The sequence below is a fragment of the Thauera mechernichensis genome, from assembly GCF_029588855.1.
In the GTDB taxonomy this organism is placed as follows: Bacteria; Pseudomonadota; Gammaproteobacteria; order Burkholderiales; family Rhodocyclaceae; genus Thauera; species Thauera mechernichensis.
Genome location: NZ_JARQZE010000006.1, coordinates 49,474 through 64,902, shown reverse-complemented (window position 1 = coordinate 64,902; position 15,429 = coordinate 49,474). Strand labels below are relative to the sequence as shown.

The window sequence follows — 15,429 nt, the reverse complement described above, 5'->3', positions numbered from 1 at the left end:
ATGAGCATGAATCGACGCGAATTCATCAAGAACAATGCGGTTGCGGCTGCCGCGGCTACGGCCGGTATCGGCATCCCCGTGGTCACGCAGGCGCAGGGCGCCGCATCGGCAGGCACCAATGTGCGCTGGGACAAGGCTGCCTGCCGCTTCTGTGGTACCGGCTGCTCGGTGCTGGTGGGTGTGCAGAACGGGCGTGTGGTGGCCTCGCAGGGCGACCCCGACTCGCCCGTCAACCGCGGCCTGAACTGCATCAAGGGCTACTTCCTGTCCAAGATCATGTACGGCGAGGACCGCCTCACCAAGCCGCTGCTGCGCATGCGCGGCGGCAAGTACGACAAGAACGGCGAGTTCACCCCGATCAGCTGGGACCAGGCTTTCGACATCATGGCCGAGAAGTGGAAGGCCGCGCTCAAGGAACACGGTCCGCGCTCGATCGGCATGTTCGGCTCCGGCCAGTGGACGATCTGGGAAGGCTATGCCGCGGCCAAGCTGCACAAGGCCGGTTTCCGCACCAATAACCTCGACCCCAATGCCCGCCATTGCATGGCTTCGGCGGTGGCAGGCTTCATGCGCACCTTCGGCATGGACGAGCCGATGGGCTGCTATGACGACATCGAGAACGCCGACGCCTTCGTGCTTTGGGGCGCGAACATGGCCGAGATGCACCCCATCCTCTGGAGCCGCATCACCGACCGTCGTCTGACCCATCCGGGGTGTGAGGTGCACGTGCTGTCGACCTTCGAGCATCGCTCCTACGAGCTCGCCGACAACCCGATGATCTTCAAGCCGCAGACCGACCTGGCGATGCTGAACTACATCTGCCATCACATCATCTCGACCGGTGCGGTGAACAAGGACTTCGTCGCCAAGCACGTCAAGTTCAAGCGCGGTGAGACTGACATCGGCTACGGCCTGCGCGGCAACCATGCGCTCGAGGTGAATGCGACCAACAACGGCTATCCCGGCGCCGACGGCAAGCCCAAGGGCAACCCGGGCAAGTCCGAGGACATGACGTTCGAGGAGTTCGCCGCCTACGTCTCCGAGTACACGCTGGAGAAGACCTCCAAGCTCTCGGGTGTGCCCGAGGCCCACCTCAAGCGCATGGCTGAGGTCTATGCCGATCCGAATCGCAAGGTCACCTCGTTCTGGACCATGGGCTTCAACCAGCACACCCGCGGCACCTGGGTGAACAACATGATCTACAACGTCCACCTGCTGGTGGGCAAGATCTCGGAGCCGGGCAACAGCCCGTTCTCGCTCACCGGCCAGCCTTCGGCCTGCGGTACCGCGCGCGAGGTCGGCACCTTCGCCCACCGCCTGCCGGCGGACATGGTGGTGACCGATCCCAAGCACCGCGCCTTCGCCGAGAAGGTCTGGAAGCTGCCCGAGGGCACCATCCCCGACTGGGTCGGTCTGCACGCCGTGGCGCAGAGCCGCGCGCTCAAGGATGGCACGCTCAAGTGCTACTGGACCACGACCACCAACAACATGCAGGCGGGGCCCAACGTCAATGACGAGATCTATCCGGGCTGGCGCAATCCGGAAGCATTCGTCGTCGTCTCCGACGTCTATCCGACCGTGTCGGCGCTGTCGGCCGACCTCATCCTGCCGGCTGCGATGTGGGCAGAGAAGGAAGGCGCCTTCGGCAACGCCGAGCGCCGCAGCCAGTTCTGGCGCCAGCAGGTGAGCGCGCCCGGCGAGGCCAAGTCCGATCTGTGGCAGTACATCGAGTTCTCCAAGCGTTTCAAGATGGAGGAAGTGTGGCCGGCCGAGCTGCTCGACAAGATGCCGGAGTACAAGGGCAAGACCCTGTACGACGTGCTCTACGCCAACGGCCAGGTCAACAAGTTCCCGCTCGACGAAGTCACCAAGGTCAACGCCCACGCGTGGGATGGCTACATGAACGACGAGTCCAAGGAACTGGGCTTCTACCTGCAGAAGGGGCTGTTCGAGGAATACGCGGTGTTCGGGCGCGGCAAGGCGCACGATCTGGCCGACTTCGATGACTACCACCGCTCCCGCGGTTTCCGCTGGCCGGTGGTCGAGGGCAAGGAAACCCTGTGGCGCTACCGTGAAGGCTATGACCCCTACGTCGAGGCAGGCGAGGGTTGGAGCTTCTACGGCTATCCGGACAAGCGGGCGATCGTGTTCGCGCTGCCCTACCAGGATCCGCCCGAGATGCCGGATGCCGAGTACGACATGTGGATGTGCACGGGCCGTGTGCTGGAGCACTGGCATACCGGTTCGATGACGCGCCGCGTGCCCGAGCTGCACCGCTCGGTGCCGGACGCGCAGGTCTTCATGCACCCGGACGATGCCCAGAAGCGCGGCCTGCAACGTGGCATGGCGGTGAAGATCGTCTCCAAGCGTGGTGAAGTAGTGGCGCGTCTCGAGACGCGTGGCCGCAACAAGCCGCCGGTCGGCCTCATCTTCATCCCCTTCTTTGACGAAGGGCGCCTGGTGAACAAGCTGATCCTGGACGCGACCTGCCCGATCTCGAAAGAGACCGACTTCAAGAAGTGCCCGGTCAAGGTGGTCAAGGCCTGATAAATGGAGGCGTGACTCCGGCTTGCGCACGACCGACCGGGGGGCGGCGTGCGCGGGCGGGGATCCACGAATGAAATGAGCAAGCAAACGGAAAACACCGAGCGCAAAGGGGCCACCGTCCCGTCCTCGCGCCGCAGGTTCCTCAAGGAATCGGCGGGCGTGGCAGGCGGTGCCGGCCTGCTCGCGCTCGGTGCCGGGATGTACGCGAAGCAGGCGTCGGCGTTGCCGGCCACTGCCATCCGTCCGCCCGGGGCACTCCCCGAGCCCGAGTTCCTGGCAGCCTGTGTGCGCTGTGGCCTGTGCGTGCGCGACTGCCCCTACGACACCCTGAAGCTGGCCGAACTGGGCGACGGTGTCGCCACCGGCACGCCCTACTTCGAAGCACGCAGGATCCCCTGCGAGATGTGCGAGGACATTCCCTGCGTGGTTGCCTGTCCGACTGGTGCGCTCGATCGTGCGCTCACCGACATCGAGCAGGCGCGCATGGGACTGGCCGTGCTCATCGACCAGGAGAACTGCCTCAACTTCCTCGGCCTGCGCTGCGATGTGTGCTACCGCGTGTGCCCGGTCATCGACAAGGCGATCACGCTCGAGCGCATGCACAACCCGCGCTCGGACCGTCACGCCATGTTGCTGCCCACGGTGCATTCGGATCACTGCACGGGTTGCGGGAAATGCGAGCAGGCCTGCGTGCTGCCGGGCGAGTCGGCGATCAAGGTGCTGCCGATCAAGCTCGCCCAAGGTTCGAAAGCCGACCATTACCTGCGCGGCTGGGAACAGAAGGAAGCGGCCGGGCAGTCGCTCATCGGCGACCAGATCGAGCTGCCTGTGCGAGGCCTGGAGGACAAGGCCTTTGGGGATACCCGTGTGCGTCCTGGTGAAGCGCCGACCCGTACGCCCGAGTATGCACCGACGGCCCCCGGCGGACTGGATTCGGGGTGGAAGCCATGAGCACGCAGACGACTTCCGTGATGGCGGGCGGCAAGCCCGAGCGCACGGTGCCGCCCACCAGTGTGCGTGGTGCGGCGATGCGTGGTGTCGTTGCGCGGCCAGGGCATGAAGCGATCGAGGCCAAGGGTTGGTTCGGAGCCCACAAGTGGTTGCTGCTGCGGCGCGCTTCCCAGTTCGGCATCCTTGCGCTGTTTCTGGTCGGGCCCTGGCTCGGCTGGTGGATCGTCAAGGGCAACCTGGCCTCAAGCCTGACCTTGGGCGTGCTGCCGCTCACCGATCCCTTCCTGATCGCGCAGCAGGTGGCGGCGGGGCAGTGGCCGTATCGCGAGGCCTTGCTCGGTGGTGGCATCGTGCTGGCCTTCTACCTGCTCCTCGGTGGGCGGCTGTTCTGCTCCTGGGTATGCCCGGTGAACCTCGTCACCGATGCTGCGGCCTGGCTGCGGCGCCGGCTGGGGCTCAAGGGCGGCAAGGCGCCTGCGGCGAGCACGCGCTACTGGCTGCTGGGGTTCGTGCTGGTGATCGCGGCGGCAACCGGTTCGCTGGCGTGGGAGTGGGTGAATCCGGTGTCGATGTTCCACCGTGGGCTGATCTTCGGCTTCGGTCTGGCCTGGGGCATCGTCGGCGGCATCTTCTTTTACGACCTGCTGATTGCGCCGCGCGGCTGGTGCGGTCACTTGTGCCCGCAAGGCGCCTTCTACGCGCTGCTCGGCCGTGCTTCGGTGCTCAAGGTGTCGGCCGCCAGGCGCAGCGCCTGCAACGACTGCATGGACTGCTTCGCCGTGTGCCCCGAGCCGCAGGTCATCCGTCCCGCGCTCAAGGCGGCCGGGCAGGACCACCCCCTGATTCTGGATGCCGACTGCACCACCTGCGGACGCTGTGTGGATGTATGCGGCAAGGACGTTTTCCGTATTACGACCCGATTCAACAGGAGCGAGTCATGAAAAAACAAACCCGCAATCTCGTGATCGCGCTCGTCGCCGCACTCGGCATCGGCGCTGCACTGCCCGATGCCGCCGAGGCCCAGAGCGTGCGCAGTATTCGTGGCGCCGACGTCGCCGATCCCGAACTGGCCGTGGGCAACTACAAGCTGATCCCCGACCAGGCCCCGCTGCCGCGTGACTATGTGCAGCAGCCACCGCTGGTGCCGCACAAGATCGATGGTTATGAGGTCACCATCAATTTCAACAAGTGCATGGACTGCCACTCCTGGACGCGTTATCGCGAGACCGGTGCGACCAAGGTCAGCATCACGCACTTCAAGGACCGCGAGGGCACCGAACTCTCCAACATCTCGCCGCGGCGCTATTTCTGCCTGCAGTGCCATGTGCCGCAGACCGATGCCCGCCCGCTGGTCGAGAACCAGTTCCAGCGCGCCCAGGGCCTGCGCTAAGGCCGACTGAACGGGGTATGAAATGACCGACAACAAGAAGAGTTTGATGCAGCGCATCCGCGGCGCCGGTTGGGGCGCGGTCGTGCTGCTGTTCGCGGCCGGTGTCGTATTCTGGGGCGGCTTCAACTGGGCCCTGGAGGCGACCAACACCGAGAAGTTCTGCATCTCCTGCCACGAAATGGAGGAGAACGTCTTCAAGGAGTACCGCAACACCATCCACTACCAGAACCGCACCGGTGTGCGCGCGACCTGCCCGGACTGCCACGTCCCCAAGGAGTGGGGGCCGAAGATGGTCCGCAAGGTCCAGGCAACCCGTGAGCTGTACGGCAAGGTGATGGGCACGATCGACACGCCCGAGAAGTTCAACAAGGAGCGCCTCCGCCTCGCCGAGAACGAATGGCGCCGCATGAAGGCGAACGACTCGCGCGAGTGTCGCAACTGCCACAGCTTCGAGTACTTCGACTACTCGGCGCAGGGTCGCCGCTCCAACCAGATGCACCAGGCTGGCTTCGCCGAAGGCAAGACCTGCATCGACTGCCACAAGGGCATCGCTCACTCGCTGCCGCCGGTCGCGCAGGATATCGGCGCCGAGCGTGGCGGTGTGACGCCGGAGACCATGCACCCGACGCCGCCCGCCGCCCAGCAGTAAGCCCTGGCGTGAAGGGCAGAGCGGGGGCTTAGGCGCCCGCTCCACATATCCGCCCCCTGCGGCGCTGATCAGGATCGGTGGCGCAGGGGGTTTGCCATTGCCTTTCGGCGCAGCTCGGGATGGCGTCGCCTGCCATCCCTGTGGTTCAATCCGTCCCCATGCTCGAAGCCCAAGATCTCGCCTGCCTGAAGGGCGATCGCCTGTTGTTCCGCGACCTCGCCTTTCGCCTGCAGGCGGGCGAAATGCTGCGTATCGCCGGCCCCAACGGGGTAGGAAAGACCAGCCTGCTGCGCCTGGTCACCGGCCTTGCCTTGCCGGAAGTCGGGGAGGTGCGCTGGCGCGGCCACTGTATCCGCCGCGAGCGCGAAGCCTTCCATGGCGAACTGCTCTATCTCGGCCATGCGCCGGCCCTCAACGACTTGCTCAGCCCGCTCGAGAACCTCCGCTTTGCCTGTGCCGCGGGAGGCGACCATGTCGCCGAGGATGACTGCGTACAGGCGCTTGTGCGCATCGGTCTCGAGAACCAGCTCGATCTGCCCGCACGGGTGCTGTCGCAGGGCCAGCGCCGGCGTGTGGGGCTCGCCCGCCTGTTCCTGTCGGCGCGGCGGCCGTTGTGGGTACTGGACGAACCCTTCACTGCACTCGACGTGCACGCGGTGGCCGATCTGGCCGCAACCCTGTCCGCACACTGTGCGGACGGTGGCTGCGTGATGATGACCACCCACCAGGATGCACCCTTTGCCCGCCCACCCGCGGTGCTCGATGTCGGAGCCTTTGCATGCTGAGCACCTTCCTCGCTGTGCTGCGCCGCGACCTATTGCTGGCGTGGCGCGGGCGCGCCGACGTACTGGTGACGCTGGCCTTCTTCGTCATCGTCGTCTGTCTGTTCCCGTTCGGTGTCGGTGCCGAGCCCAACCAGCTGCGCGCGATCGCACCCGGCGTGTTGTGGGTGGCCGCCTTGCTCGCGTGCCTGTTGTCCTTGCACCGGCTGTTTGCACAGGACTATGCGGACGGAACCCTGGAGCAACTCCTCCTGTCTAGAGAGCCTGCTGCTGTTTGGGTGATGGCCAAGGTGCTGGCCTTCTGGCTCAGCACCGGCCTGCCGGTGATTGCGGTTGCGCCTGCGATGGCCTTGCTGCTTGACCTGGAGCAAGGTGGACTTTCGGTGTTGGTACTAAGTTTGACGCTGGGCACGCCGATCCTGACCTTGCTGGGCGCTGTAGGCGCCGCCCTGACGCTTGGCCTGAGAGGCGGCGGGATGTTGCTGGCGCTGCTTGTACTGCCGCTGTTCGTGCCGGTGCTGATCTTCGGTGCGGGGGCGGTCGAGGCCGAGGTGTCGGGTAGTGGTGCCCTGGCTCACCTGCTGCTGCTTGGTGGCGGGCTGGCCGGTGCGGTGGCGCTTGCCCCCTGGGCGTGCGCCGCGGCGCTCAGGATTTCGACCGAATGATGATGTGGCCGCGCATTTGCGTGTGTGGCCTTGAGACGAGACAACGACCGATCTTCGCATGACGACCTCCGAACGCAGTCGCAGCGTGCTCCGCTTCGCATCCCCGCAGTACTTCTATCCGCTCGCTGGCAAGCTTGCCCCCTGGTTCGCAGCCCTGGCGGTCGTGCTCACCCTTGTCGGCCTCTGGCTGGGCTTCTTTGTGGCACCCACCGATGCAACCCAGGGCGAGGTCTATCGGGTGATCTTCATCCACGTGCCTGCGGCCTGGATGTCGATGTTCATCTACCTGGTGATGGCCTTCTGGTCTGCGGTCGGCCTGGTCATGAACACGCGCCTGTCCTTCGTGATGAGCCAGGCGCTGGCGCCCACTGGCGCGATCTTCTGTTTCCTGGCGCTGTGGACCGGCGCGCTGTGGGGCAAGCCGACCTGGGGGGCCTACTGGGTGTGGGACGCACGCCTGACCTCGCAGTTGCTGCTGCTTTTCCTTTATTTCGGCTTCATCGCGCTCACGCGCGCGATCGAGGACCCGCGCCGCGCCGACCGTGCCGGCGCCATCATCGCACTGGTCGGTGCGGTGAACGTGCCCATCATCTATTTCTCGGTGAATTGGTGGAACACCCTGCACCAGGGTGCTTCGGTGAGCCTTACCAAGGCGCCGTCGATGGCGGCGACGATGCTCGCCGGCATGCTGGTGATGGCGATCGCGGCGTGGATGTACACCATCGCCGTCGTGCTGTGGCGGGTGCGCCCGATGATCCTCGAGCGCGAGCGCCACACCGAATGGGTGGGCATCGTGCTCGAGAAGGAATTGCAGGCCGTTGCAGCGAACAAGGGAGGACGTGCCTGATGCAATGGGAAAGCTGGTCCGCGTTCTGGGACATGGGCGGTGCAGCCATCTTCGTCTGGGGCAGCTACGCCGTCACCTTCGGATTGCTCGCGCTGGAACTCGTGCTCGTGTTCCAGCGTCGGAGAGACACGACGCGCCGACTGCTGCGCTGGCGGCGGGCGGTCGGCAAGGAAGTTGGCAAGCATGATGGCGGCGAGTTCGAGCCCGCCCTGGAGTCTGAACGATGAAAGCCCGTAGCAAGCGTCTGATGTTGGTTGGCGGCGGTGTCGCCCTGTTGGTGGCGGCGGTCGCCCTCGTGTTGAGCGCCTTCCAGCAGAACCTGGTGTTTTTCCACACGCCTTCCGAGGTTGCCGAAGGCAAGGCGCCCCTGGGCAAGACCTTCCGCATCGGCGGCATGGTCGAGGATGGCTCGATCGCGAGAGAGGCCGATGGACTCACCGTACGTTTCGCCATCACCGATACCGCGAAGGTCATTCCGGTGACCTACCGTGGCACGCTGCCCGACCTCTTCAAGGAGGGCAAGGGCGCAGTGGTGCAGGGGCGGCTCGAGGACGACGGCATTTTCCGTGCGACGGAGGTACTCGCCAAGCACGACGAGAACTACATGCCACCCGAGGCCGCACACGCGGTCGAGCAGGCGCAGAAAGCCGCCCAAACCGTGAGCCAGTGACGCCATGATTCCCGAACTCGGACATTTCGCGCTCATCCTCGCGCTGGTGCTGTCGCTGGTGCAGGGCATCGTGCCGCTGGTCGGTGCCAGCCGCAACAGCATGGCGCTGATGGCAGTCGGCCGGCCTGCAGCACAGGGTCAGTTCTTCTTCATCCTGTTCAGCTACGTATGCCTGACCTGGGCTTTCGTCACCAGTGATTTCTCGGTGCAGCTGGCCGCGTCGAACTCGCACAGCGCCACGCCGCTGATGTACAAGATCACCGGCGTATGGGGCAACCACGAAGGTTCCTTGCTGCTGTGGGCGATGTCGCTGTCGTTGTGGACGGTGGCGGTGACGGTGTTCTCGCGCCACCTGCCCGAGGCCTTCATGGCCCGCGTGCTCGGCGTGCTGGGTTGGGTCAGCGTCGGCTTCATCTCCTTCACGCTCGTTACCTCCAACCCGTTCGACCGCCTGCTGCCGGCGGTGGCCGAGGGCCGTGACCTGAACCCGCTGCTGCAGGACCCGGGGATGATCATCCACCCGCCACTGCTCTACATGGGTTATGTCGGTTTCTCGGTGGCTTTTGCGTTCGCCATTGCCGCGCTGCTCTCCGGCCGGCTCGACGCTGCCTGGGCGCGCTGGTCGCGGCCATGGACCACGGTGGCCTGGGTGTTCCTGACTGCGGGTATCGCGGTCGGTTCGGGCTGGGCGTACTACGAGCTCGGCTGGGGCGGCTGGTGGTTCTGGGATCCGGTCGAGAACGCCTCCTTCATGCCGTGGTTGCTTGGCACCGCGCTGATCCACTCGCTCGCGGTCACCGAGAAGCGTGGTGCGTTCCGTAGCTGGACGGTGCTGCTGGCGATCGCGGCGTTCTCGATGTCGCTGCTCGGCACCTTCCTCGTGCGTTCGGGCGTCATCACCAGTGTGCATGCATTTGCGACCGACCCGAAGCGCGGTCTCTACATCCTTGCCCTGCTCGTGCTGGTGATCGGCTTTTCGCTGATGCTGTACGCGATGCGTGCCAACAAGCTGATGGGTGGCGGTAGCTTTGCGCTGGTATCGCGCGAGACCTCGCTGCTCGGCAATAACGTGCTGCTGACCGTGGCTTCGGCGTCGGTGCTGCTCGGCACGCTCTATCCGCTGTTCCTCGATGCGCTCAACCTGGGCAAGATCTCGGTGGGGCCGCCGTACTTCGAGGCGGTGTTCGTGCCGCTGATGACGCCGGTGGTGGTACTGATGATGTTCGGCCCCTTCCTGCGCTGGAAGGACGATGATTTCGTCGCGGCGGTGCGCAAGGTCGCGCCAGCCTTCGTTGCCAGCATCCTGATCGGAATCGGTGCGGCGATGGCGGTGGATCACCTGACCTGGCGCACAGCGCTGGGCTTGTTCCTTGCCGCCTGGGTGGTGCTGGCCAGCATCCAGCTGCTCTATGGCCGCCTCAAGGAGCGCGCCGGTGCATCGGTCGGATCGCGCCTGCGCTCGATCACTGCATCCTGGTGGGGTATGTGGCTCGCACACCTCGGAATTGGCGTGTTCATCATCGGCGTCACCATGGTGGGCAGCCTCGATCAGCACCTTGACGTCAAGATGCAGGAAGGACAGCGTGCAGAGCTTGCGGGCTACACCTTCACCTTCCGTGGCGCGATCGACGCCGATGGCCCCAACTACGACGCCGCGCGCGGCATCATCGACGTAACGCGCAACGGTCGTGCGATTGCGACTCTGACGCCCGAGAAACGCCTTTACTGGGCGCAGGGCATGCCGATGACAGAGGCCTCGATCGACATCGGCCCGTTCCGCGACGTGTATGTATCGCTTGGCGAACAGCTCGAGACCGGGGCATGGATCGTCAGCCTGTACTACAAGCCCTTCATCAGCTGGATCTGGCTGGGTTGCACGTTGATGGGTCTTGGCGGACTGTTTGCCGCGGCCGACCGCCGTTATCGCCGCCTTGCCGAGCGCGATGCCAAGGTCGGCGCAGGGCGCAGCGTTGCCGGCGCAGCCTGAGTGGAGACCGGACAAGCCTCATGAAAGCAAAGTTTCTCGTTCCGCTGCTGCTGTTCTTCGCTCTTGCCGCGTTCCTCGGCTTCGGCCTCACCCTCAACCCGCGCGAGGTACCCTCGCCGCTGATCGGCAAGCCGGCGCCCGAATTCACGCTTGCCCGCCTCGATCAGCCCGAGCAGCGCTTCGCACTCGAGGAAATGCGCGGCGAGGTGTGGTTGCTCAACGTGTGGGCGTCGTGGTGTGTCGCCTGTCGCGAGGAGCACCCCGTTCTGGTGCGCATGGCGCAGCAGAAGCTGGTGCCCATCGTTGGCCTCAACTACAAGGAGGTACGTGGTGACGGGGCGCTCAACGTACGCGGTATGGCACTCGACACCGAAACCGACCTTGCAATCCAGCGCGCCCGGCGCTGGCTGACCGACCATGGCGACCCCTACGTGCTGTCCGTGCTCGACATCGATGGCCGCGTTGGCATCGACTTTGGCGTCTATGGCGTACCCGAGACCTTCCTGATCGATCGCGAGGGCAAGATCCGCTACAAGCACATCGGCCCGATCACGCCCGAGGTGCTGAAGCAGGTGTTGCTACCGAAGATCGAGGAGGTCCGCCGTGCCGGCTGATCACTACAAGGAATTTGCGCTCCGGACGCTGCGCCTGGCTGCCTGCGCGCTCATGTTCGCGGGCGGGCAGTCCGCCTGGGCTGCGGGCCAGCCTGCGTCCGACCCCGGCTTGGCGCCGACGGTGGCGGCAGACCTCGCGCTCGAGGCTGACGTCATGGAGCTGTCGCACAAGCTGCGCTGCCTGGTGTGCCAGAACCAGTCGATTGCGGAATCCAATGCGCCGCTGGCGGTCGATCTACGCGACCAGGTACGCGAACAGCTCGCGGCCGGCAACAGCAAGCAGGACGTCATCGACTATGTCGTCGCCCGCTATGGCGACTTCGTCCTTTACCAGCCGCCATTCCGTGCCTCGACTGCCGTGCTGTGGGTGGGGCCGGCACTGCTCCTGTTCGGGGGCGCCGGCTGGCTGGCCTGGCGGCTGCGCCGCAGGCAGGAAGAAGTGGCGGCCGATCATGGCCTGAGCGCCGCCGAGCGCGAACGTGCGCGCGCCCTGCTCGCGGGAGCGGACGAGGCAGCACCGAAATCTGAATCACCGGAGTCCCGTTCGTGACCGCCTTTATCCTTCTTGCCGGCCTGTTGCTGGCCGGTGCCCTGCTATTGATCGTTCCGCCGCTGTTGGGCGCAGGTGCGCGCCAGCGGCGCGAGCAGGCGCGTCAGAGCACGATGGCGTTGACCGTGCTGCGCGAGCAGCTGGCCGAGCTCGATGCAGACCTCGCGTCTGGCCAGATCGACGCCGAAAGCCATGCCCGCAGTCGCGAGGAGCTCGAGCGCCGCGCGCTCGAAGAGGGCGAGGCGGCTGCCGAAGCGGCTGAGCTTGCCGACGTGCGCCCGAGCCGCGGCTGGGCGGTGGCGATGGCAGTGAGCATCCCGGCCGTGGCCATCGCCTCCTACCTGGCGATCGGAGAGCCGGAGGCGCTCGATCCCGCAAACCTCACCACGCAGCAAGGTTTCACCCGCGAACAGGTCAACGACATGGTGGGCCAGCTCGTGGCCCGTCTCGAGCAGGAGCCCGACAACGTCGAGGGCTGGACCATGCTCGCGCGCACCTACATGGTGCTGGAGGATTACCCGAAGGCGGTCGCTGCGTTCGCGCGTCTGGGGGCGCTGGTGCCCGACGACCCCGATGTCCTGGCCGACTGGGCAGATGCCACTGCGGTGGTGAGCGGAACGGTGCAGGGCGAGGCCGAGGCGCTGGCGCAGCGTGCGCTGGCGGTGGCGCCCCAGCATGTCAAGGCGCTCGCCATTGCAGGCACCGGCGCATACCAGCGCAAGGACTTCGCGACCGCAGCCGGGCACTGGGAACGCATCCTTGCGCAGATTCCCGCGACCAACGACATGGCGAAGGGTTTGCGCGACAGCATCAACGACGCGCGCGCCAAGGCCGGGCTCGAACCGCTGGCTGCGCTCGAGGGGGCAGCGCCGGCGGCGGCCGCCCCGGTACTGACGATCAGCGGCCGTCTCAGCCTGTCTGCCGAGCTTGCGGACAAGGTGCAGCCGGCAGATGTCGTGTTCGTATTCGTGCGTGCCGAAGCCGGCGGTCCGCCGTTCGCGGCGCTGCGTTTCACTGCCGCGGAACTGCCGCTCGACTTCGATTTCGATGGCGCGACACTGATGATGGGCGACATGCCCATCCCCGAGCGTGTCGTCGTCGCGGCCCGGGTTGCAAAGGGCGGTGACGCAACGGCGCGCAACGGCGACCTCGAGGGCGCAAGCCCGGTGGTTTCGCCCGACAGCGAGGGACTCAGCGTCGTGATTGACCGCGTGCGGGAGTGACGGTCGCCGCTCAGCCGATGTATTCCAAACGCACCCGCTTCACGTTGCACAGCAGTTCGTAAGCAATCGTGCCCGCAGCCGCGGCAACGCGGTTGACCGGCACTTCGGTGCCCCACAGCTCGACCCGGGTGCCAATGTTCGCAGTCGGCAGGGCGCTGAGGTCCACCGTGAGCATGTCCATCGAGACCCGCCCGATGATGCGACTGGGCTTTCCGCCCACGCTCACCGGTGTGCCGTCCGGCACTGTGCGCGGATAGCCGTCGGCGTAGCCCATCGCCACCAGTCCGACACGCGTGGGTGTCTGCGCGACGAAGCGGCCGCCGTAGCCGAGCGCTTCGCCGACAGCGATCTCGCGTACCGCCATCACCGCGCTTTCGAGCGTCATCACCGGCTTGAGGCCGTTGTCTGGCGCCGGCATCGGGTCGGCCCCATAGAGCAGGATGCCGGGGCGCGCCCAGTCGCGCCGGGCGTCTGGCCAGCCCAGGATGGCGCTCGAGTTGGCAAGACTGCGCGCGCCGGGCAGGTTGGCGGTCGCCTCCTGGAAGCATTCGATCTGGTCCGCAGTGGTGATCACCTGTGGTTCGTCCGCGCGCGCGAAGTGCGTCATCAAGGTGATGTCGGCAACCTGCCTGCAGGCTTTCAGCCGTGCCCACACGGTGCCGACTTCCGCTGGCGCGAAGCCGGCCCGGTTCATGCCCGTATTCACCTTCAGCCAGACGTGGATGGGGGCTGCCATCGGCGTCGTTTCGAGCATCCGTACCTGATCCTCATGGTGGACGACGATCCATAGCCCCTCGCGCGCGACCTCGGCAAGCTCAGCCGCCTCGAACACGCCTTCGAGCAGGAGCAGCGGCTGACGAATACCGGCGGCGCGCAGCACCAACGCTTCCTCGAGGAAGGCAACCGCGAAGCCGTCGGCCTCAGCGGCCAGCGCCAGTGCGCAGTGCACCGCGCCATGGCCGTAGGCGTTGGCCTTGACTACCGCCAACGCGCGCGCGCCGTGGCGCTCGCGGGCGAGGCGGTAGTTGTGACGCAGGGCGGCGAGGTCGATCTGGGCGCGGGCAGGGCGCATGGTAGGCATCCGTGGTGCAATGTACAGGCTCGATGGTGCAGTCAACGCATTGGGGCCGCAATAGCGCGGCCCCAATGGCATGACTCCACGACTGATGAGCAGGGGATTCAGGCGGGTGACAGGGTGTAGCCCGCGGTGCTGCCGCCCGCCTTGCGACCGTAGCGGGCGAGGCCGAGGTCGTCATGGCGGATCGCCGGCTGGTGGCCGCAGGCGAGATCGGCGACGAGCGCGCCGGCACCGCAGGACATGGTCCAGCCCAGCGTGCCGTGACCGGTGTTGAGGAAAAGCTCGGGGTAGGAGGTGGCGCCGATGATCGGCGTCGAGTCGGGCGTCATCGGCCGCAGCCCGGTCCAGAATTCTGCCTTGGGCAGGTCGCCGCTGCCGGGGAAGAGGTCGCCGACGACCATCTCCAGGGTTTCGCGCCGGCGTGGGTTCAGGCGCAGGTCGAAGCCGCCGAGCTCGGCCATGCCTCCAACTCGGATGCGGTCGTCGAAGCGGGTCACGGCCACCTTGTAGGTCTCGTCGAGCACCGTCGACACCGGCGCGGCGGCGGCATCGACCAGCGGTACCGTAAGCGAGTAGCCCTTGACCGGGTACACCGGCAGTTCGAGCCCCAGGCTGGCTGCCATCTGCCGGGAGTAGCTACCGAAGGCCAGCACGTAGCGGTCGGCGCGCAGGATCTCGTCGCCCTCTGCTCCCGCGACACGCACGCCGTCGATGTGGCCGCCACGCTTGAGCAGTTCGCGCACATCGACGCCGAAGCGGAACTCCACACCCGCTGCGCGTGCCATGTCGGCGAGCCGGGTGGTGAACAGGTGGCAGTCGCCGGTCTCGTCGTTGGGCAGGCGCAGGCCCCCGGCGAGCGGGGTGGCCCGGCTGGCCAGTGCGGGCTCGGCGCTGCCAAGCGCGTCGCCGGCCAGCAGTTCATAAGGTACGCCGCACTCGTCGAGTACGGCCGTGTCGCGCGCAGCTGCGTCTAGTTGGGCCTGAGTGCGGAACAGCTGCAGCGTGCCGCGGCTGCGCTCTTCGTAGTGCAGGCCGGTTTCGGCACGCAGGGTGCGCAGGCAGTCGCGGCTGTATTCGGAGACGCGCATCATGCGTTCCTTGTTCACCGCATAGCGCGCGCTGGTGCAGTTGGCGAGCATGCTCGCCATCCAGCGCAGCTGGAACAGGCTGCCGTCGGCACGGATCGCGAGTGGGGCGTGGCGCTGGAACAGCCACTTCACGGCCTTGAGGGGAATACCGGGTGCGGCCCAGGGCGTCGAATATCCAGGCGAGACCTGGCCGGCATTGGCGTAGCTGGTCTCGAGCGCGGCACCAGGCTGGCGGTCGATGACCGTTACCCGGGCGCCGCGTTGCGCGAGGTACCAGGCGGTGGTGGTGCCGATCACGCCGCTTCCGAGTACGATCACGTTCATCCTGGTGTCTCCTGTCTTGTAGCTGTTGAATGTCGGCAGTTTAGTCAGCAAAATGCAGTGAAAA

16 protein-coding genes are annotated in these 15,429 nt (G+C 66.1%); 14 read left to right on the top strand and 2 right to left on the bottom strand.

Translation table 11 applies throughout. The annotated features are described in order from the left end of the window. The 14 genes from napA (at position 1) to ccmI (ending at position 12,875) form a co-directional block, all read left to right on the top strand. Positions 1–2,547 carry a nitrate reductase catalytic subunit NapA gene (napA, locus tag P7F68_RS10600; protein ID WP_277832986.1) on the top strand — a complete coding sequence of 849 codons (2,547 nt, stop codon included), beginning with the start codon at positions 1–3 and terminating at the stop codon, positions 2,545–2,547. Between the two features lie 75 nt (positions 2,548–2,622). Then, positions 2,623–3,498 carry a ferredoxin-type protein NapG gene (napG, locus tag P7F68_RS10595; RefSeq protein WP_002926067.1) on the top strand — a complete coding sequence of 292 codons (876 nt, stop codon included), beginning with the start codon at positions 2,623–2,625 and terminating at the stop codon, positions 3,496–3,498. After that, the gene (napH, locus tag P7F68_RS10590) at positions 3,495–4,439 is read left to right on the top strand and encodes a quinol dehydrogenase ferredoxin subunit NapH (RefSeq protein WP_002926065.1); all 945 of its coding nucleotides are present in this window, start codon (positions 3,495–3,497) and stop codon (positions 4,437–4,439) included. Before napG ends, napH begins: the two co-directional genes overlap by 4 nt. Continuing rightward, positions 4,436–4,888, top strand: coding sequence for a nitrate reductase cytochrome c-type subunit (locus P7F68_RS10585; protein ID WP_002926061.1), 453 nt, complete (start codon positions 4,436–4,438; stop codon positions 4,886–4,888). The genes napH and P7F68_RS10585 overlap by 4 nt, the downstream gene beginning before the upstream one ends. 22 nt (positions 4,889–4,910) lie before the next feature. After that, positions 4,911–5,537, top strand: a complete 627-nt coding sequence (locus tag P7F68_RS10580) for a NapC/NirT family cytochrome c (RefSeq protein ID WP_277832982.1) — start codon at positions 4,911–4,913, stop codon at positions 5,535–5,537. A gap of 158 nt (positions 5,538–5,695) precedes the next feature. Continuing rightward, the gene (gene ccmA, locus P7F68_RS10575) at positions 5,696–6,322 is read left to right on the top strand and encodes a cytochrome c biogenesis heme-transporting ATPase CcmA (RefSeq protein ID WP_277832980.1); all 627 of its coding nucleotides are present in this window, start codon (positions 5,696–5,698) and stop codon (positions 6,320–6,322) included. Beyond that, on the top strand, positions 6,316–6,984 hold the full coding sequence (gene ccmB, locus P7F68_RS10570; RefSeq protein WP_002926054.1) for a heme exporter protein CcmB: 669 nt from the start codon (positions 6,316–6,318) through the stop codon (positions 6,982–6,984). The genes ccmA and ccmB overlap by 7 nt, the downstream gene beginning before the upstream one ends. A gap of 58 nt (positions 6,985–7,042) precedes the next feature. After that, the gene (gene ccmC, locus P7F68_RS10565) at positions 7,043–7,831 is read left to right on the top strand and encodes a heme ABC transporter permease CcmC (RefSeq protein WP_277832977.1); all 789 of its coding nucleotides are present in this window, start codon (positions 7,043–7,045) and stop codon (positions 7,829–7,831) included. Then, entirely contained in the window at positions 7,831–8,058 is a 228-nt protein-coding gene (gene ccmD / locus P7F68_RS10560; RefSeq protein ID WP_002926051.1) for a heme exporter protein CcmD, read from the top strand. The genes ccmC and ccmD overlap by 1 nt, the downstream gene beginning before the upstream one ends. Continuing rightward, on the top strand, positions 8,055–8,501 hold the full coding sequence (ccmE, locus tag P7F68_RS10555) for a cytochrome c maturation protein CcmE (protein ID WP_002926049.1): 447 nt from the start codon (positions 8,055–8,057) through the stop codon (positions 8,499–8,501). Before ccmD ends, ccmE begins: the two co-directional genes overlap by 4 nt. A gap of 4 nt (positions 8,502–8,505) precedes the next feature. After that, positions 8,506–10,488 carry a heme lyase CcmF/NrfE family subunit gene (locus P7F68_RS10550; RefSeq protein ID WP_277832974.1) on the top strand — a complete coding sequence of 661 codons (1,983 nt, stop codon included), beginning with the start codon at positions 8,506–8,508 and terminating at the stop codon, positions 10,486–10,488. Between the two features lie 20 nt (positions 10,489–10,508). Further along, positions 10,509–11,102, top strand: coding sequence for a DsbE family thiol:disulfide interchange protein (locus P7F68_RS10545; RefSeq protein ID WP_002926045.1), 594 nt, complete (start codon positions 10,509–10,511; stop codon positions 11,100–11,102). Next, positions 11,092–11,652 carry a cytochrome c-type biogenesis protein gene (locus tag P7F68_RS10540; protein ID WP_277832972.1) on the top strand — a complete coding sequence of 187 codons (561 nt, stop codon included), beginning with the start codon at positions 11,092–11,094 and terminating at the stop codon, positions 11,650–11,652. The genes P7F68_RS10545 and P7F68_RS10540 overlap by 11 nt, the downstream gene beginning before the upstream one ends. Next, the gene (gene ccmI / locus P7F68_RS10535; RefSeq protein ID WP_277832970.1) at positions 11,649–12,875 is read left to right on the top strand and encodes a c-type cytochrome biogenesis protein CcmI; all 1,227 of its coding nucleotides are present in this window, start codon (positions 11,649–11,651) and stop codon (positions 12,873–12,875) included. The genes P7F68_RS10540 and ccmI overlap by 4 nt, the downstream gene beginning before the upstream one ends. Positions 12,876–12,885: 10 nt before the next feature. On the opposite strand, the gene alr is transcribed toward ccmI, so the two are convergent. Further along, positions 12,886–13,947 carry an alanine racemase gene (gene alr / locus P7F68_RS10530; RefSeq protein WP_002926039.1) on the bottom strand — a complete coding sequence of 354 codons (1,062 nt, stop codon included), beginning with the start codon at positions 13,945–13,947 and terminating at the stop codon, positions 12,886–12,888. Positions 13,948–14,054: 107 nt separating this feature from the next. Beyond that, positions 14,055–15,365 (bottom strand): D-amino acid dehydrogenase, encoded by a 1,311-nt coding sequence (locus tag P7F68_RS10525; RefSeq protein WP_277832967.1) that lies wholly within the window; start codon positions 15,363–15,365, stop codon positions 14,055–14,057. Positions 15,366–15,429: the final 64 nt, after the last annotated feature.